General features: G+C 51.7%; 17 protein-coding genes, 1 tRNA gene and 2 pseudogenes. 12 read left to right on the top strand and 8 right to left on the bottom strand.

Annotation, left to right across the window (positions count from 1 at the left end):
* Positions 1-44 precede the first annotated feature (44 nt).
* From DK872_RS14005 to DK872_RS13980, 6 genes are read left to right on the top strand one after another with little or no spacing between them, the layout of a single operon-like run.
* Entirely contained in the window at positions 45-974 is a 930-nt protein-coding gene (locus DK872_RS14005; RefSeq protein ID WP_035942318.1) for an ATP-binding protein, read from the top strand.
* A 13-nt stretch (positions 975-987) separates the two neighbouring features.
* Positions 988-2,253: a hypothetical protein gene (locus DK872_RS14000; protein WP_007369453.1), complete on the top strand. Its 1,266-nt coding sequence runs from the start codon at positions 988-990 to the stop codon at positions 2,251-2,253.
* Positions 2,250-4,004 carry a hypothetical protein gene (locus tag DK872_RS13995; protein ID WP_161518463.1) on the top strand — a complete coding sequence of 585 codons (1,755 nt, stop codon included), beginning with the start codon at positions 2,250-2,252 and terminating at the stop codon, positions 4,002-4,004. Before DK872_RS14000 ends, DK872_RS13995 begins: the two co-directional genes overlap by 4 nt.
* An 8-nt stretch (positions 4,005-4,012) precedes the next feature.
* Positions 4,013-4,699 (top strand): OmpA family protein, encoded by a 687-nt coding sequence (locus tag DK872_RS13990; RefSeq protein WP_007369455.1) that lies wholly within the window; start codon positions 4,013-4,015, stop codon positions 4,697-4,699.
* Complete coding sequence (locus DK872_RS13985) at positions 4,689-5,429, top strand: DUF3944 domain-containing protein (protein ID WP_071921710.1); 741 nt, start codon at positions 4,689-4,691, stop codon at positions 5,427-5,429. Before DK872_RS13990 ends, DK872_RS13985 begins: the two co-directional genes overlap by 11 nt.
* A complete protein-coding gene (locus DK872_RS13980) occupies positions 5,429-6,310 on the top strand; it encodes a hypothetical protein (protein WP_007369457.1) in 882 nt (293 codons plus the stop codon). Before DK872_RS13985 ends, DK872_RS13980 begins: the two co-directional genes overlap by 1 nt.
* Here DK872_RS13980 and DK872_RS27835 read toward each other — a convergent pair.
* The 3 genes from DK872_RS27835 to DK872_RS13970 all read right to left on the bottom strand — a co-directional run bounded on the left by DK872_RS27835 (position 6,307) and on the right by DK872_RS13970 (position 8,166).
* Positions 6,307-6,429, bottom strand: coding sequence for a hypothetical protein (locus DK872_RS27835; RefSeq protein WP_255416474.1), 123 nt, complete (start codon positions 6,427-6,429; stop codon positions 6,307-6,309). The two genes, DK872_RS13980 and DK872_RS27835, sit on opposite strands and share 4 nt — an antisense overlap.
* 10 nt (positions 6,430-6,439) lie before the next feature.
* On the bottom strand, positions 6,440-6,835 hold the full coding sequence (locus DK872_RS13975) for a cupin domain-containing protein (RefSeq protein WP_161518462.1): 396 nt from the start codon (positions 6,833-6,835) through the stop codon (positions 6,440-6,442).
* Positions 6,836-6,999: 164 nt separating this feature from the next.
* Positions 7,000-8,166: a multidrug effflux MFS transporter gene (locus DK872_RS13970; protein ID WP_161518461.1), complete on the bottom strand. Its 1,167-nt coding sequence runs from the start codon at positions 8,164-8,166 to the stop codon at positions 7,000-7,002.
* 191 nt (positions 8,167-8,357) lie between these two features.
* Between DK872_RS13970 and DK872_RS13965 the strand changes: the two are divergent.
* Positions 8,358-8,581 (top strand): annotated as a pseudogene (locus DK872_RS13965) (hypothetical protein); the annotation flags it as partial.
* Positions 8,582-8,600: 19 nt separating this feature from the next.
* Positions 8,601-9,488, top strand: a complete 888-nt coding sequence (locus DK872_RS13960) for a dihydrodipicolinate synthase family protein (RefSeq protein WP_161518460.1) — start codon at positions 8,601-8,603, stop codon at positions 9,486-9,488.
* Positions 9,489-9,520: 32 nt separating this feature from the next.
* Here the strand turns inward: DK872_RS13960 and DK872_RS13955 are convergent, their stop codons facing one another.
* Complete coding sequence (locus DK872_RS13955; RefSeq protein WP_090397957.1) at positions 9,521-10,573, bottom strand: AbrB family transcriptional regulator; 1,053 nt, start codon at positions 10,571-10,573, stop codon at positions 9,521-9,523.
* Between the two features lie 771 nt (positions 10,574-11,344).
* Here DK872_RS13955 and DK872_RS13950 point away from each other — a divergent pair.
* Positions 11,345-11,974 (top strand): LuxR C-terminal-related transcriptional regulator, encoded by a 630-nt coding sequence (locus DK872_RS13950; protein ID WP_090397959.1) that lies wholly within the window; start codon positions 11,345-11,347, stop codon positions 11,972-11,974.
* Between the two features lie 103 nt (positions 11,975-12,077).
* On the opposite strand, the gene DK872_RS13945 is transcribed toward DK872_RS13950, so the two are convergent.
* Positions 12,078-12,359: a hypothetical protein gene (locus tag DK872_RS13945; RefSeq protein ID WP_007369466.1), complete on the bottom strand. Its 282-nt coding sequence runs from the start codon at positions 12,357-12,359 to the stop codon at positions 12,078-12,080.
* Between the two features lie 477 nt (positions 12,360-12,836).
* Between DK872_RS13945 and DK872_RS13940 the strand changes: the two genes are divergently transcribed.
* Positions 12,837-13,520: a hypothetical protein gene (locus DK872_RS13940; protein ID WP_090397961.1), complete on the top strand. Its 684-nt coding sequence runs from the start codon at positions 12,837-12,839 to the stop codon at positions 13,518-13,520.
* 146 nt (positions 13,521-13,666) lie between these two features.
* Here DK872_RS13940 and DK872_RS13935 read toward each other — a convergent pair whose 3' ends face one another.
* Positions 13,667-14,704, bottom strand: a complete 1,038-nt coding sequence (locus tag DK872_RS13935) for a virulence RhuM family protein (RefSeq protein WP_107146774.1) — start codon at positions 14,702-14,704, stop codon at positions 13,667-13,669.
* Positions 14,705-14,814: 110 nt separating this feature from the next.
* Entirely contained in the window at positions 14,815-15,123 is a 309-nt protein-coding gene (locus DK872_RS13930) for a SymE family type I addiction module toxin (protein WP_007369470.1), read from the bottom strand.
* A 132-nt stretch (positions 15,124-15,255) separates the two neighbouring features.
* Here DK872_RS13930 and DK872_RS13925 point away from each other — a divergent pair, with 132 nt between their 5' ends.
* Positions 15,256-15,429 carry a YlcI/YnfO family protein gene (locus tag DK872_RS13925; RefSeq protein ID WP_072000377.1) on the top strand — a complete coding sequence of 58 codons (174 nt, stop codon included), beginning with the start codon at positions 15,256-15,258 and terminating at the stop codon, positions 15,427-15,429.
* 558 nt (positions 15,430-15,987) lie between these two features.
* On the opposite strand, the gene DK872_RS13920 is transcribed toward DK872_RS13925, so the two are convergent.
* Positions 15,988-16,082: transfer RNA gene (locus tag DK872_RS13920), tRNA-Sec, on the bottom strand.
* Positions 16,083-16,371: 289 nt separating this feature from the next.
* Here DK872_RS13920 and DK872_RS27555 point away from each other — a divergent pair.
* Positions 16,372-16,873 (top strand): annotated as a pseudogene (locus DK872_RS27555) (MFS transporter); the annotation flags it as partial.

Raw genomic sequence — 16,873 nt, 5'->3', positions numbered from 1 at the left:
TTGGTTCGCGTAAACCGAAACCGTTAACACAGAGAGGCGATAGTATGACATCCGGACGCATCAGCCCGCAGTTCTCCCGGCAACGGGAAAAAGCCGATGATGAGGATAAATCACTTTTCGCTCCAGCGATTGCGCCGCGTTTTACGCTGGAAAGCGATGTCGCCCTGGCGGCGGAAGTAATTGAACAACTGGATGAAGCGAAAGCCAAAATCGAGCACTACCAGCAGATCTACCTCGACTGGGGATTCTCTGCCGTTGACCCGCAAGGAAAAGGTATTGTCCTTAATTTTTACGGCCCGCCAGGCACCGGAAAAACCCTGACCGCCGAGGCGCTGGCCGGTTCGCTGGCGCGCAATATCATGCTGGTGAGCATTACCGACCTGGAAAGCAAATTCATGGGCGAAACAGCGAAGAATATTGCTGCGCTTTTTCGCCAGGCCGAACGCGAAAATGCCGTGTTGTTTTTTGACGAAGCCGACACGCTGCTTGGTAAACGCCTCTCTTCTGTCACGCAGGGTATTGATAATGAGGTCAATGCCATGCGTTCCACCTTGCTTATCGAACTGGAAAAACACGCGGGTATCGTGATTTTCGCCACCAACTTTGTGAAAAATTACGATAGCGCCTTCCTGAGCCGCATCACCCATCATATCGGCTTTACCCTGCCCGGCGAGCCTGAGCGCCAGCGCATCTGGGCCAAACTGCTGGTGGCGACCATTCCTCTGGCGGACGACCGAGAAACCCTGATCGCGCAGGCGGTTGCCCTTTCCGATGGCCTTTCCGGGCGCGATATGCGCAATGCGATGCGGCTGGCATTGCCGAAAGCCGTTCGCAGCCCGCAACAACAACTGGCGCTGGCGCATATTGAAAGCGCGCTGACGCAGATCCGCGAAGCGTATCGCGCGATCGCCTCTTCTGCATCACACATACCTCCACACATTGACACAGCAAGAAAAATGCTCGGCGTGAGCTAAGGGATTAAAAATAATGGGTTGGTTAGATTCTGTATGCGATTTTGCTTCCTCTGTGGTTTCCTCGGTTGGCAGCTTTGTTTCGTCGGCGGTGAGCAAGGCGAAAGAGTACGTCAGTAGCGCCATTGGCTGGATGGCGGAAAAAGCGGAAGGTTTTGTCGGTAAAGTCAGCCAGATGTGGACGCGCATTAAACCGCACATCAGCAAAGGCCGCACCTTCCTGAAGATGGTAGGCGCGTACTTTACGCATCCCTGGGTCAAAACAGCGCTGGCATTGCTGGATAAAGGGCTGGCGTGGCTGGAGAAAGCCGATAAACACCCGCTGGTGCGTCGCGCGCAGAAAGCGATTCAATGGGTGATTGACTGGTGCAAAGGCGCGCGTCAGCAGCAGCTCGATAAAGCCGCGCTGGAAGAGGCTCGCCGCCATGCAGAAGCGCTGGCCGAAGCGGAACGTGAACTGCACGGTGAAGAGAAATCCGCCGTTTCCGCCATTGCGATGCTGAACAACTACATGATTGCCAAAGCGGAAGTGGACATCGCCCTTGAGCGCGACGATTTGCAGGACTTTGAATACTACCTGCGCCTGCGCGCGGTACAGAAACTGCTGGCGTTTTACGAAAGCCGTATGGAATCCGTTACCCGCGTGGAAGAGATTGATGATGACCTGCTGTTTATCATTTTCGCCGCTAACCGTCTGATTCAACAGGATGCGGAGTTCAGCGAAGAGCACACACTGCAACTGGATGCACTGACGACTCGTCAGTTCGGTAAGCCGATCATTCCGTTTATCTTCGAAGAGATGATCATCGCCTGGGAGAAAAGCCGTCAGTTACTGGAGGCGGACTGGGAACGCGATAGCAAGGTGCTCTCCCGCAGCCGCATGCTGCGCGATCGCCTGTTGCGCGCCCAGAACAATGAAACGCTGAGCGCGGAAGATATGGCTATGCTCAACGACTTGCAGATTTCCCTGCCGCGCGAAGAACAAGAATTGAATGCACTGGAAGATACCTTGCAGGCGCGTCGCTGTTACGTGAATGCGGCCGAAGGCTTCCTGCAAATGCTGGAAAAAGACGAACAGCAACTGATTGATGAAGGAAATGAATTTCTGCTGGAGCGCGGCGCGGAAGTGGGGCGTCTGCTGATTCAGTGTTCACAGGACAACCGCCCGTGGTCGGCGCTCTCGACGGAAGAACAGTATCTGATCAACGACTTTGCGCTCATCTTTGCCAACGATTGCGAGCAACGTACCGAAAAAGGGCTGATGGTTGAGGTGATGGCATGAACCTGCTGGCAGAGGTCGGCCATTTCCTGATTCCCGGTCTGGATGTGTTACAGCTTTTCTTTTTTTTGGTGATGGTAGCTGGCGTGGCGATGACTATTCGCAGCGTGAAGCGTCGGGCGAAAGAGGCGAACTGGCAAACATTATGGGATGGTCAGACGCAGGGAAAAATGAATTCCGGGCTGGGTTCCGCCGCTGAACTTAGCCTGTCGGTGGCGACGAAAGCGGAGAAGATCGCCGCCATTATGCCGGGGATGCTGTTAATTGTCGGCCTGCTGGGCACCTTTCTTGGCCTCGGGCTGGCGCTGGATAAAGCCTCCGGCATTCTGCATAACACCGGCAACAGCATTGGCGCAATGGATAGCGCCATGGGCGATCTGATGAATATGATGCAGGGGCTGGGGGTGAAATTTAAAACCTCCACCTGGGGGATTATCGCCTTTATTGTCCTGAAGTGGTGGGAAACCCATAACGGCTATGAAGAGCGCCGCTTAAGCTGGTGCATGGCCCGGTTGCAGCAGGCGATTGATGAGAGCCGCGAAGCGGAAGAGGCCGCGCGCCGTGCGCAACTTCAACAACAGCAGCAGGCGCAAATAACGGCGACTGACACGCTCGTTGCGGCATTCGCGCAGGAAACCCAAACGCTGCGCGATACGTTTGCGCAGCAGGTAAAACAGGGCGAAGAAGCCGAAGCGCAGCGCCACGCGCAGCAACAGCAGGCGCAGATAACGGCCACCGAAAGCCTCGTCGCGGCGCTGGTGCAGCAAACTCAGACATTACGCGATGAGTTTGTTCAGCAGGCGAAACGCGCCGAAGAGTACGAAACGCAACGCCATACGCATCAACTGGCGACATTGACGGAAATTGCCGATATCAACGGACAATCCCGCAGCCTGCTGGAGAGCTATACGCGCAGCAGCCAGCAGAACCTGGAGGCGCTGCAACAGGCGGCTGGCGCGATGAGTAAAGCTTCGCAGAAAGTGGCGGATTCCGCGGAAAGCCTGCAAGGAGTTGTTTCCACGCTGGGCGAGGATTTAAGCAGCGTGATGAACGATATCCGCAGCGAGCTTTCTGCTGTGGTGACAGAGATGAACAGCGACTTTACCCGCAACGTACAGCAGATGAGCGAGATGCTGTCTGCTTCCACCCGCCAGCTAAGCGCCACCATGGAAACCATCGAACGCTCTCTCAAAGCGGCGATTGGCGAGATGGGCGATGCCTTCAGCAGCAATATGACGGAGATGGCCAGCCAGCTCACCTCGGCGACCTCCGTGATCAGCCAGTCGGTCGATACCATGTCGGCGCGTATTGATAGCACCATGACGGAGCTGAGCGAGAAAACCAACGAGGCGGCGAAAGTACAGAGCCGGGTGATGAACGACTTCTCCATCACCAGTGAAAACCTCAACATTGAAGTGCAGGAGATGACGCAATACATCAAGCGGGTCACCAAAGAGATCCAGACCAGCCTGATGGCCGTCTCCGTCAGCAACCAGCGGCTGGAGTCGCTGCCGAAGCGCTTTAATGACTCGCAAGCCGCGCTGGAAAACGCCTGCAAGGTCATCGTCACGTTGCATGAGAAGCTGGAAGACCTGTGCGACGTCACGGCGAGACAGCTCGCCAGCCAGTTGCCCTCGGCAGAAAAAGAGGCGCTTATTGCCGCGGTGATGGATATGCAGCGTAAGCTCGCGACATTGCTGACCGAAGCGCAACACTACAGGCTGAATCCGCTGCCTGAAAGCGCAGAGGCGTAAATCAGCCGATGAAAGATAAACCAAATGAGTGGGTCTCTATCTCGGATCTGATGGCGGGCGTGATGGCCGTGGTCATGCTGATGCTGGTGTTATCGGTGCTGCAAAATAAAGTGGCGGAAGTGAAGCGCGAGCAGGAGAAAAACAGCGGCCTGGCGGCAGCGCAGCAGAAGCTGAACACCCTGATGCACAGCATGCAAAAGGAGATGGCCGATCGTGGTGAAGAGATGCTGGTGGGGTTTGATATGGCCAGCGGCAAAATCACCCTGCGCGACAAAATCTTCGCCAAAGGCAGCGCCTGTATCACCGATCAGGCAAAAGATGCGCTGGCGCGCCTGGCCCCGCGGATTGCTGAGTTTGTTGGCAGCGCGGCGAATACCCAGGTGTTTGTTGAAGGACATACCGACAACTTGCAGGTCAGTAATCCGGTCACCGATATTTCTCGTTTCTGCACCGTTTATGACGACAACTACACGCTCTCCGCCGCCCGTGCGCGGGAAGCGCGCAAGCTGCTGGTCACCTCGCTGGATGAACAACAATCGCGGCGCGTGATTGTCGCCGGTTTTGGCGATTCACAGCCGCTCAGCGGCATTTCGCCTGATGATGAGCGCAACCGCCGCGTTGAAGTGCAATTTCTCACCCATGCTGCCGCACGTCAGGACAGCACTACCACAGAGTCAATAACCGATGGCAAATAACTACAGGCAGGATACAGACCTGGAGCTTCTGCGCTATGCAGACCAGGAGATGCTGGGCGTACTGGTGAACTATTTAACCACCGACAAAGATGGTTCCACGCGCTACACCGAGTCATTAACCGGCGATGAGGCATTCAAGGCCGCAAACGGCGATTTTCGCCAGGTTTGGCAGCTTATTGGGGCTGAATTGCAGCATTTTGGCGGCGATTCTCTGATGAATTTCATTCGCCGCAACGGCGTGCCGTACAAAGAGATCCTGACCGATGTGTGTAAAAAAATCGGCGTGAAAACGGATTTCTCCGCCGACACGGTAGAAATCGAGAAAGCGATGCTGGCGAAATTGTTTGAGGATTCCTGGGAAAACATGAGTGAAGCCGAACGCGCCAGCGTGCGCGCACAGTTGAAAATCAACGGCAATCTGGCGGGCGGCGCGGCGCTGTCCGCCATTATCGCGGCGATTCGCCTCGGCGGATTTATGTCTTACCAGGTGTCGTTGATTGTGGCCAATGCTGTCGCCAGAGCGTTGCTGGGGCGCGGGCTGGCGCTGGCGGCCAATGCGGGACTGGTGCGGGCGATCGGTATTTTTGCCGGTCCAGTGGGGATGGCGATCTCCGCGCTGCTCACGCTACCGGCGCTGACCGGCCCGGCCTACCGCGTTACGTTGCCGTCGGTGGTACAAATTGCGGCGATGCGCCAGCAGCTTCTGAAACCTGAAGAGGACATTTTTTGATGGATACCATATTTACGTTTGACTGGCTTAAGGTCTATCCGGACGTGCTGGAAGCGCTGCAAAACGGGAAAGCGGTGCTGCGCGACGGCGTGGCGTACTGGACGGAACTGGCGGAAAAATCAGGGATTGCGCAGCATATGCCGCTCAAACAGATCCCTTTTAACCCGGAATCCATCACCGAACTGAAACAGCTGGTACAGATGGCGCAGGCCACGCAACTGGCGGCGATCGGCCTTTCGACAGGCATTGTTGTCGGCGCAATTGTGGTGCAAACCCTGTACCTGGCGAAAAAAATCGACAAGCTACAACAAAGCATCGACGTGATCTCCGCCGATATTCATGCGCAGAACGTCATCTTTTATATGGAAAAACTGTCGCGCTATTTTGGCGTGGTGGAATCGGCCCGCGTGCTGCTGCTGGATAAAGCGCTGGTGGAGGAGACCAAAGACGTAGCGGCAAGCCTGCTGGCGCAGTTGGCCTGCGAGCGTAATGAAGTGTTGTCGCTGATTGATAATCTGCTCTCGTTCGCCGATGAGCTGACCGATCGCCATCTTGAGCAGGTGCTGGATTTTATCACCCTGATGATGGATATCCTGCCGAAAGCGATCTACATCGAAAGTCAGCTTTGCGACCGCTACGGCAAATTCCGTCTGGCCGAACACCTGATGCGTGAGAATGCGCAGCGCTACCGCGCCACGCTGGAAGAGTACCGCCAGTGGTGTAACCGTAAAGCGAAACAGGCGATCAGTGGTAAAGCGAACCCGGAAGCGCTGGCCTTCCATAACAAAAAAACGGAGCTTAGCGAGCTGTTTAACTCGCCGGATAACCCGCTGTTGCTGAGTGAGTTGCAGCGTTTTACGCCAGAATTGTTGCCACGTTAAACCGGCGCAGGCACGCCCGGCGCTACGGTTTTACAGCGCTTGTCGCGCCGGGCGGAAGAGCATTCGTTGATATCCACATCGTCGGCGATCACCACCACGTTGTTTTCAACGCTATTCATGGCTTCTTCGTTAGCCGCGATATTGCTCGTCGGTAACCTGTTCAAGCCAGGTCACCGGGCTGCCATTTAACGACTCGGCGATGGCGATATGTGTCATCGCTGTATCCGCTGTCGCGCCGTGCCAGTGTTTAACATCCTCCGGGATCCAGACGATATCGCCCTGGTTCATCTCCTGAATGGCTTCGCCTTCGCACTGGATCCAGCCTTTACCGTGGGTGACGATCAACGTCTGGCCGAGCGGATGGGTATGCCACGCGGTGCGCGCGCTCGGTTCAAACGTCACCGTTGCGCCGCCCACGCGGGCAGGTTCTTCGGCCTTAAACGGCGCGTCGATACGAACATGGCCAGTGAAATATTCCTTTGGGCCTTGCGCAGAAGGAACGGAAGCATTGCGGATGATCTTCATGGTCTTCTCCAGTGTGGGTCTTATCGTTAAGTTTACTCACCGGGCGGAAAATCGGTGGAGGCTGGCGTGACCGCTGCCCCGCACGTTTTCCGGGAACAGCGATCATAGCCCTGCCGATTACCTGCGACTATTGGGAGAAATCGGCATGAGCTTATGAGCCAGAGTCATGAATGGCGGCGCAGTACCATCGCCGCGCTGGCGAGCGTGAAGAGCGCCATGATCCACACCATTGTCCATGGCGTGCCGTCGCGAAACCACGTCAGCAGCAGTGATGAAATGATACCGCTGCCGTACTGCAAGGAACCCATTAACGCGGCGGCTGACCCGGCAATGGCAGGCACCGCATCAAGCGCCGCAGCGGTAGACGTCGCGGCGATGATGCCGTTCATTGAGAAGAACAGGAAGACACAGACAACGACCGCAGCAATGCCACCCAGTTGCAGCTTCACCACCAGCGCCAGCGCAACGGCTGCAACAGCGGCACCGGCTACGGCGATTTTCAGCAGTCTTTCCAGCGGATGGCGCTGCACCAGCCGCCGGTTCACCATACTCATCCCCATCAGCCCCACAATATTGATGGCGAACAGCCAGCCGTAATATTGCGGATCGATACCGTAATAGCGGATATAGACAAACGGCGACCCGGTAATAAACGCATACGCGGAAACGTAGAAAAAGGTCAGGCACAGCGTAAAACGCATAAAGGTACGATTGCGCAACAGCGAGAAATAGTTGGTAAATGCGCCCGCCAGCGAGGTGTTGACCCGTTTTTCCGGCGGCAGGGTTTCCGGCAGCGCATAGAGAGAGAAGAACATCAGCCCGCCAATCACCGCCAGCAGCCAGAAAATGGCGTGCCAACTGGTGATCTTAATGATTTGCCCACCCGTCAGCGGCCCGATAATCGGGGCGATAGCCATAATGATGGTCAGCGTCGAGAGCATCTGCGCGGCGCGGGTGCGGGCAAACAGATCGCGGATCATCGCCCGCGCCAGCATCGGCCCGGTACAGGCGCCAAAGGCCTGGAACACGCGCCAGAAGACAATTTGCTGAATGTCCGTCGACAGGGCGCAGCCAGTGGAACCGATAATAAACAGCAGCATACCGATAAACAGCGGTCGACGGCGGCCAATGGCGTCGCTGATCGGTCCCCATACCAGTTGTGCCAGCGCGAAGCCGATTAAAAAACCGGTAATGGTTAGTTCGATATCCCCTTGCAGCTCGCTGGCCATCAGCGGCATGGCGGGCAGATAGATATCTGTCGACAGAGAAGTAAAGGCCATCAGCGCGCTGAGGATCGCGAGGAACAGCGGCCCGTGTATCTTGTTGCTCATAGGATCCTGATTCAGTAACGAGGAGGGTGCCGACAAAGGCGGAACGTTATCTTAATCAGAGCGACACAAATGATGATGTCATTAAATCATAATGACGTTATGAGGGAGATTCATGAATGGCGCTCGCTGGCCGTCATGGTAAAGATCACCGGCTGCGCGCTGTCGTTGGCATAGTGGTGCGGGATATCCGTTTGCGCCACGGCGTGGTACCGGCCATTGACCCGGTGGTGGATCTCTACAACGCTATCAGCCTGCGCTACGCTGTTCCGGTTGGCGACGAAAACTAAGGTTCATCCTCAAGAGCCTGCCGGAAATGCCGCAGGCTGCATTATGTGAGGCAGGCGACGAACCGATCGCCGGATTGCAACGTATGATGCCAGGCTGTTGCTGTGAGAAAACAGCGTTGGGTTTCTGACTCTGAAGGGGGGTAAAGCATGGATTTCACTGGACTGAGCGCATTTCCGCTGACGCCGCTGGTTGATGAGCGGCTGGATGAAGCGGCATACGTTCGGCTGATCGAAAAACTTCGCGTGGCCGGGGTGGATTCGATTGGGGCGTTAGGATCGACGGGTTGCTATCCCTATTTCAGCCGTAATGAACGCGCTGCTGCGTTGCGTCTGGCGACGGAACACTCCGGCGCGGTGCCGGTGATCGCCGGGATTGGCGCACTGCGTACCCGCGATGTGCTGTGGCTGGCGGAAGATGCGCAAAAAGCGGGCGTTAGCGCGGTGTTGCTGGCGCCGGTTTCCTATCACGCGTTAACCGAAGATGAAGTGTTCGGCCTGTACGCGGCGGTGACACGCGAATTGTCGGTGCCGCTCTGCGTTTACGATAATCCCCGTGCGACGCATTTCACCTTCAGCGATGCGCTGCTTGCCCGCATCGCCCAGTTACCCAATGTCGGCTCGATCAAAATTCCTCCCATTGCCGCGCTGGAGCGGATTGCGGCGCTGCGGGCGCACATTCCGGCACATATTACGCTCGGCATCAGCGGCGATGCCATCGCAGTTGATGGTCTGAGCGTTGGCTGCGGGATCTGGTATTCGGTGCTCGGCGGACTCTTCCCGCAAGCGGCGCTGGCCATCTCCCGCGCGGCGCAGGCCGGTGACATGGCGCAGGCACGGGCGCATTCCGACGCGCTGGCACCGCTGTGGGATCTGTTCAACCGCTATGGCGGCAGCCTGCGCGTGATCGCAACTGCCGCCGAATTACTGGGCGTGGTGACGGCGCCGTGTCTGCCGCCGCCATTACAGACGCTGCAAGGCGACGCGCGCCATGAAGTGGCTGGGGTGATCGAAAGGCTGCGTCTGGCTGCGGGGTGATTGTCGCCCCGGCATTGACGTTCCTGCCGGGGTTATGCTCCCAGCCTCTTCGCCACAAAGCGTGATATCGCCGGGCCGGTGATCAGCACCAGAATAAAGCGCCCGGTCTGCATCGCCATCACAAACGAGATATCAACGTGACTTGAAGAGGCGATGATCGCCACCGTGTCTGCCCCGCCGGGGCTGGTGGCGAGATAGGCGGTGAGCGGATCGATACCGGCGAACTGCACCAGCAAAAATGCAAAGCCGCAGCACACGGCCACCAGTGTCAGCACCGACAGCAACACGCGCGGCAGTGCGCGGGCGGCGTACCAGACAATCTCCCGCGTAAAGCGCAACCCGATGCTCCAGCCAATCACCGCGTAGGAGAGCGCCAGCAGCCACGGCGGCAATTCCAGTGATAACACCCCGGTATCTTCGATAATGGTTCCCAGAATTAACGTTATCAGCATCGGACCAGAGGGAAGTTTTACCCGCCGGGCGATCAGATAACCTGCCGCAATGACCAGCAACGTACCGACAAACGGCAGCCAGCGCACCGGGCCGAACAGGGTAAATGTCGCGACCGCATGATCCGGGCTGGTCGCGCCCATCCATATGCGGGTTACCAGCACCGCAACCAGCGCCACAATCATCACCCGCAGATACTGCATAAACGCCACCAGGCGGACATCGGCACCGAAACTCTCGGCCATAATGGTCATGGCTGCCGCCGCGCCTGGCGATGAACCCCAGATCGCCGTGGAGCCAGGAAAAACCTGTAGCTTCGCCATAATCCAGCCGAGAATGGCACTGGCGAAAATCACCGAAACAATACAACTGATAAACAGCGGCCAGTCGGCAGCAATGCGACCGAACACCGAAGGGGGAATGGCATGGGCGATCATGGCGCCGACCACCGCCTGCGCAACGCCGAAACTGGTTTTGCTTACTACCACAGGCCGGTTAAGGATGGCGAGAATAATCCCGGCAAACATCGGACCCAGCAGGAGCGCCGCAGGCAAATGGACCAGCTCCATCATGGCAACAAAGAGCAGTGAGAGGATGAGAAGAGGCAACCAGTTACGCAGTTTGGGTATCGCCATCAGCAGCACTCCGGATGAGTGACAGTGATAACCGTGGGATCAGCGAAAAACATAACACTCCCCGAATAATAACAGTTTGAAAAGCAAGGCATGTCTTTCGAATGTAAGCGTTCTCTTCGGGCTGTGCAATCTTTCATCTGGCACTGTGTAACACAGTTCGCTTTTGTATATTACATTAATATTACAGGTAAAATTTAAGAGGCAGGTTAACAACATCGTTTGTCAGCCCAGGATAAAAGGCAACTTGTTAATTAATTTCTTAATCACTCACTTGCCACATGAAAAATCCTAAAACATGATCGATATTCTTGCTATTAAGAAAAAGATAACTAATTTTAGTAGGTCGACTATTAGACAGGTAGCAAAAATTAGAAAATGAAATTTTCCCTTCATCCTTTTTTTCTTTTTTCATAATTAAGATATGTTAATCAACCTGTTAATACATACGGTGTTAAAAAATTCCGTATGAATAAACTTTTGGGCTCTCGTAGTGCATTTGGTTGATATATTCCAGTTCTTTTTTTTCGTTTTATGTTACCGATGAGCTTGCGAAGTTTTTAACGGAAATATAATGTATTGTTAACAACTCAGATGGTGCAGGCGAGCCGGCAGATAAGAATACCTGAGGACATTATTTATTAATAATACAATGGGTTGGAAAACTTTGTTTTTCAATGTGAAAGATAAACCCTGCGGCAAACGTTAACATTACTCTGACAAACGTATCAGTCATGTGGACGAGGCGAGAAATAACCTTATCGGGGGCTGAATATGTATATCATCTCACAGGACAGTTACTTTGTGATGGGCATGGATATACTGCTCAAAGCGATTAATCCTTGCGCAACGCATACATTGATTGCGTACGATCGTGGGGATGAACAAATATTATTCTTTAGTGTTGATAAACTCATTTTAATCCTGAGTGAAGAAAAAAGTTTTCCTTCATTTATATGTTCAAGATTCATAAAAGTGGACAAAGCTTCCTCTTTGTCTTTTCTGAAGCATGAGCTTAAGAAAATTCTTAAGCTATTGAAAGGAAAGGCAAAGTTTGATACTTCCCGGGAAATCCACCTGAATAAAACGGAACATAAGATTTTACTCCACCTGCTGGATTACCAGGCGGGTGATGAAATTGCGCAAGCGCTCGGTTTGGATAAGAAAATCGTCAGTAATTATAAAAATGCGATCCTGCGGAAACTCGGGTTAAACAGCGTCGCGGAACTGATCCAGATCTACAATAACTGGAATGACTGTTTTTGCTGTATTGCCGGTAAAGTTGTACCGGAGGCAACCTTTCAGGAGCGCAAAGACAGCAACGAGTTGAAAATGGTCAGATCCCCGACACGCTACACTCTTCCTGCTCCCCCTGGCCGACATTTGTTAACGCATATGCAATAAGCTTTCTTCGCAAAACGGTTCAGATTGCCTGGTGCAACGCCGCGGCAATATACCAGGAGATTCTGTTGGCACCTTCCATGATGTATTCACGTCAGAAGAGCTATCAGAAATCATAGGCATTGATGACCTTCATTAATTCCTCGTCGTTTTTATACTTTTCCCGTAACGTTTTGAGCTGAACCACGGCCTTACCGCAGGTAGCTTCAAGGTTGGCATCCAGTGCTTTTTGCTGTTGCTCATTGAGATCGCTGTCCTGTTCGCTGGCAAAATGTTCACACTGCTCGGCAAGCGCGCGGAAATCACTGACATCTTTTGGTAACGGCGCTGCGGCAAAAGTGGTGTTGAAGTAAAAAACGGTGATGACGATAAAAAGTGAGCGTTTCATCGGTTGTTGTCTGTCGGTGGTTATCTGTCGGTTTTTGGAGTGTCTATGTTACTCCTGAACATCCTGAGTGATAAATCGCAGTTGCGCCCGATATTGGTTGATTTATGCGCAGATAACATTGGTAAGGTTTATGCTACGGGGTTCGTCTTTCTGGCCGGGCGCGTTTGATGAATGCGGTAATATTTCCTTATCCTCCATTATTATCGTCACCCTTGCAAATACAGAGGGGGCCCATTAGGGGGAAGGGAAAATAGTGTATTGCATTGTTAATGCTGTTTGCATTGCGTCGTAACGCGAATAACAAACCATCAAATAGCAATCATTGTGTTAAACGCATTAGCGTTTATTGTAATTCTTATTTAAAGCGTTTTTAGAAGATTCTTACAGTGCATGCTTATATAGTTTTCATCCATGCGATTCGATCTTAATGTGCTTTTTTAATGGATTAATAAGTTATAAAATTAAGGTGCAATGCAAATGACTGAAATATTAAATGGATTTGAGAAGTGCGTCGATATTTATAGGGATTATAATAATTATCTTGATAAGCATCAGCTTAATGGGATTTGCTTCGGTTCTTCTCTGTACTGGACTTCTGATGCGCTGCGAGAAATTGCCAATGATAAAAATACAGTTGGATTTGCCATTAATGACAAACAGCGTTTTTTTGATTTTGGTAACTATGTGCAAAATTCTGCCATAAAAATGCACAGAACAACAGAAGGGCGTATACAACTTCTGCAAACGCTAAACAGGCAGGAGGATTTATTGGCAAGGCGAGCCGGTTACAGATTACATTATGAGTTGGCGGGCGATACTGCTGCGAGATTCCACATGAAATGTATTCTGAACAATGTTCCTGCATATAATAATACTGCCATTGTTATATCCACGGCATTAAGCGAAAGGATCCTGCATCCCCTTGAGCATACGTATTCCAGCTTTTCACATTCTACGGCATTGTTAAATTGTGGCGGATCGGTTTATTTATTTGATGTTAACGAGGGGGTTTACAGGCTGAGAAAAAATAATGCCTGTTCATGCGAAGCTGTTTTTAATGTTATCGCCCATAACCTTGGTTTATCCGGTATCGGAAACATAAAATATGATCTGCGCTGGGATGGTCATATTTTTATGCGCTTGAAAAAAACAAGATCGTGATTATAAAAACTGATGAACCATAACATCTCGGGGGTGTTTTATACCCCCGATTGACAATCGGGGGTATAAAAATAAAAATCAATTTTATGATATATAAATCCTGATTATCTCTTTATTTTTTGTATTATTGAAAATAAAAGATTCCACTATTTACGTGGCTTTTTACTCCATGGAAGTAAATCTGCGATGCTTTTCTCTCCTTCCGACTCTTTTAAGCGCCGCTGTTGCTCAGCAAACTGGACGTATTCCGTTTGTGCTTTTTCATCTGCTGCTTTTTTACTTATTTTTCCTGCATCTTGCAGAACATCACGGTCGTTGAACTGCAGAAATTGATCCAGCTTTAACTGCCAGTCACGCAGAAATACCTGCTGACGACGGCGGGCCTGGTCTTCGGCAAAGTCCAGCCACATATTAACCACGCGGTTGAGTTCGCTAACCTCATTCTGGTTGAGATAATTTTTTGCCACCGTCACGTCGCTTTTACGCACTTCTTCACCTTTATAGCTGGTTAATCCCATATTGGGTTGACGAGCATCAGCCCGCTGATGAATAAGCTCAGCGGCGGTCAGGCCGGTACAGGCAAAATGTAATTTGTTCTGGATAGTCTGGAAAAATAGCGTCGTTTCTTTGAGTGACGGCTGGTAATCGGCGGATAACGCAAAGATCTCCCGAACCCGTAAATATACCCGGCGCTCACTGGCCCGAATATCGCGGATGCGTTCCAGCATCTCATCGAAATAATCAGGCACGGCAGAAGAACCGACTGGCGGGTTTTTCAGCCGCTCGTCGTCCATCACAAAACCTTTAATCAGGTATTCCTGGAGCGTCTGGGTTGCCCACTGACGGAACTGTGTGCCCCGGGTGGAGCGAACGCGGTAGCCGATGGCAAGTATGACTGGCAAACTGTAGTGAAGAGTGTTGCGACTTACCTGCCGTGTCCCTTCCTGTTGAACTTGTAAGTAAGGCTTACAGGTTGCGTTTTGTTCAAGTTCTCCCTCTTCATAAATGGCTTTGATATGTTGGGTTATTGCTTGCGGGGTGACTTGGTAAAGTGCGGCAATGGATGCCTGCGGGAGCCATAAGGTTTCATGCTCGAAGCGGCATGTAATGCGTACTTTCCCGTCACCGCTGGCGAACATGATAAATTCACCTGCCGGGGATTGGGTTAAGCGTTCATCTGCCATGCTGCCTCCGCGATATGCGTTCTGATTGCTGAATAAGCTATGCAGTATGCCAGATACTCATACTGCATTTCATTAGCGCAACCACTATGAAGATAAAGGAGAAAGGGCGCTCAGTTAGGCTTTGATTGCAGATAGGCGTTTTTCATGACGCTTTTCACTTCCCTGAGTTGCCTGCGGGTTTTATCCAGCTCGCTTGCCAGCCACTCTTCCTTCTCGCTGTGTTTGGTTAGCACAATGCAACCCTGCATCACCTTCACCAGCAGATGTTGCCCGGTATCAAACCCGGCATCGCGCAGCCACTTGCCGGAAAGCATAATGCACGGCGTACTGGTGTCGCCCTGATTCGGGCGATAGCGCACAATTACACTGTGCTCGGTTCCGGTGGGCGTAAAGTCTGGGGTAGAATGCGGATCAGCCATTATCAACTCCTTGATAGTTGGGGATGGTTAGACGCTCCGGTTGTGTTGCATCACATCGGGGCGTTGTTTATGAAGTCCGGTTTCATGTGGTAGGTACCACATGAATATAACTTAGCTGAAGTGGTACCTACCATGCAAGAGAAGAAAAAGCTGAATTTTGATCGATCTAAAAGCACGATGAAGAACATCCGCTTTGAGGACGAGCTTTTGGAGCAGATTGAGAAGGCAGCCGGAAAAGGGAATTTTAGTAAGTGGGTGAAAGAGGCTTGCAGAATGCGGCTCGAGGTGGAACAGGGAAAAGCATAAAAATGACTTGTTTTTATTTTTAAAGGATTGGAATTAGTTTCTCTAAATCTGTTTTAGAAAGTATGGAATCAGAATGAAATTATTATGTTTTTATAAATTCATATATAACTAAAATTCAAAAGAATAACAGATCTTAGTCGTTTTCATATTTGATTTATTGTTAAGCTAATAAGCTGTCAAAAATGTAGGTGAGATAAAATATAATGTTTGGTTTCCTCTAAGAGAAAACCTGGCGGCATATTCAAATAATTTTTAATCTAATAAATTGTTTAATTCCTTAACTCTATTAAATTCGTGCTGATGTGATCTTCCAGAATTTTCTTCGGCGCGGGAGAGCGTTTTATACAGGACGCTCTGAAACGAATAGTTGTAGTTATATATTCAACTTGATTAGAGTGAATGTATAACTTACCAATAAGGAGAATTGTGAAATTAGTTGTGTTGTTGATGTTTTGATCTGTTCCACAAAAAATTATCTATATGCTTATAACGAATAAATTAAGGAAATGATTAATAAGAATTGAATAAACTATTAGCATATGTGGAATGTTTTCATTTTGGCGGAAGATCACAGGAGTCGAACCTGCCCGGGACCGCTGGCGGCCCCAACTGGATTTGAAGTCCAGCCACCTCACCGGAGATGACGATCTTCCGCGCCTGCATTGCTACATGGAGGCGGGGCGCATTATAGCTACTTTCAGTCATTTACCACATACCCTCATCAGAATTTTTCTCATTGTGCTGCCAGCAAAATCGTCGGTTTAAGATAAATCCCTATCTTTTCCATCGTTTAGCCGCTTCGCTTCGGTGAAAGGGGGTGCGATCACAGAAAAGAATAAACGTAAATTGATAACAAGAAATCGCAATACCCGGCTGAAAACCAATCGTTTACAACGAGTGAAACCGCTCTCTGTGCACTTTTCACGCGTAAAGGAAACAAAAATGGACAGTCAGATTATTTCTGTGAAAGAAAAAATTGGCTACGGGATGGGCGATGCCGCCAGCCATATCGTCTTCGATAACGTGATGTTGTACATGATGTTTTTCTATACCGATATTTTCGGTATTCCCGCCGGGTTTGTCGGCACCATGTTCCTGCTGGCGCGCGCCTTAGACGCCATTTCCGACCCGTGCATGGGGCTGCTTGCCGACCGCACGCGCAGCCGCTGGGGGAAATTCCGCCCGTGGATCATCTTCGGCGCGCTGCCGTTTGGCGTGGTCTGCGTGCTGGCATACAGCACGCCGGATCTCAGCATGAGCGGCAAAATGATTTATGCCGCTGTAACTTATACGTTACTCACCCTGCTTTACACCGTGGTCAATATTCCTTATTGCGCGCTCGGCGGCGTTATCACCAATGACCCGACACAGCGCATCTCGCTGCAATCCTGGCGCTTCGTGCTCGCCACCGCAGGCGGCATGCTCTCCACGGTGCTGATGATGC

The sequence above is a fragment of the Kosakonia sp. MH5 genome, assembly GCF_009935945.1.
GTDB classification, from domain to species: Bacteria; Pseudomonadota; Gammaproteobacteria; order Enterobacterales; family Enterobacteriaceae; genus Kosakonia; species Kosakonia radicincitans.
Note: the sequence above shows the minus strand (reverse complement) of the source record. Positions and strands in the feature narration are given on the sequence as shown.

Coding starts and splice junctions, on each gene's coding strand:
- DK872_RS14005 (WP_035942318.1), top strand. CDS start 45: ATGACATCCGGACGCATCAGCCCGCAGTTCTCCCGGCAACGGGAAAAA.
- DK872_RS14000 (WP_007369453.1), top strand. CDS start 988: ATGGGTTGGTTAGATTCTGTATGCGATTTTGCTTCCTCTGTGGTTTCC.
- DK872_RS13995 (WP_161518463.1), top strand. CDS start 2,250: ATGAACCTGCTGGCAGAGGTCGGCCATTTCCTGATTCCCGGTCTGGAT.
- DK872_RS13990 (WP_007369455.1), top strand. CDS start 4,013: ATGAAAGATAAACCAAATGAGTGGGTCTCTATCTCGGATCTGATGGCG.
- DK872_RS13985 (WP_071921710.1), top strand. CDS start 4,689: ATGGCAAATAACTACAGGCAGGATACAGACCTGGAGCTTCTGCGCTAT.
- DK872_RS13980 (WP_007369457.1), top strand. CDS start 5,429: ATGGATACCATATTTACGTTTGACTGGCTTAAGGTCTATCCGGACGTG.
- DK872_RS27835 (WP_255416474.1), bottom strand. CDS start 6,429: ATGAATAGCGTTGAAAACAACGTGGTGGTGATCGCCGACGATGTGGAT.
- DK872_RS13975 (WP_161518462.1), bottom strand. CDS start 6,835: ATGAAGATCATCCGCAATGCTTCCGTTCCTTCTGCGCAAGGCCCAAAG.
- DK872_RS13970 (WP_161518461.1), bottom strand. CDS start 8,166: ATGAGCAACAAGATACACGGGCCGCTGTTCCTCGCGATCCTCAGCGCG.
- DK872_RS13960 (WP_161518460.1), top strand. CDS start 8,601: ATGGATTTCACTGGACTGAGCGCATTTCCGCTGACGCCGCTGGTTGAT.
- DK872_RS13955 (WP_090397957.1), bottom strand. CDS start 10,573: ATGGCGATACCCAAACTGCGTAACTGGTTGCCTCTTCTCATCCTCTCA.
- DK872_RS13950 (WP_090397959.1), top strand. CDS start 11,345: ATGTATATCATCTCACAGGACAGTTACTTTGTGATGGGCATGGATATA.
- DK872_RS13945 (WP_007369466.1), bottom strand. CDS start 12,359: ATGAAACGCTCACTTTTTATCGTCATCACCGTTTTTTACTTCAACACC.
- DK872_RS13940 (WP_090397961.1), top strand. CDS start 12,837: ATGACTGAAATATTAAATGGATTTGAGAAGTGCGTCGATATTTATAGG.
- DK872_RS13935 (WP_107146774.1), bottom strand. CDS start 14,704: ATGGCAGATGAACGCTTAACCCAATCCCCGGCAGGTGAATTTATCATG.
- DK872_RS13930 (WP_007369470.1), bottom strand. CDS start 15,123: ATGGCTGATCCGCATTCTACCCCAGACTTTACGCCCACCGGAACCGAG.
- DK872_RS13925 (WP_072000377.1), top strand. CDS start 15,256: ATGCAAGAGAAGAAAAAGCTGAATTTTGATCGATCTAAAAGCACGATG.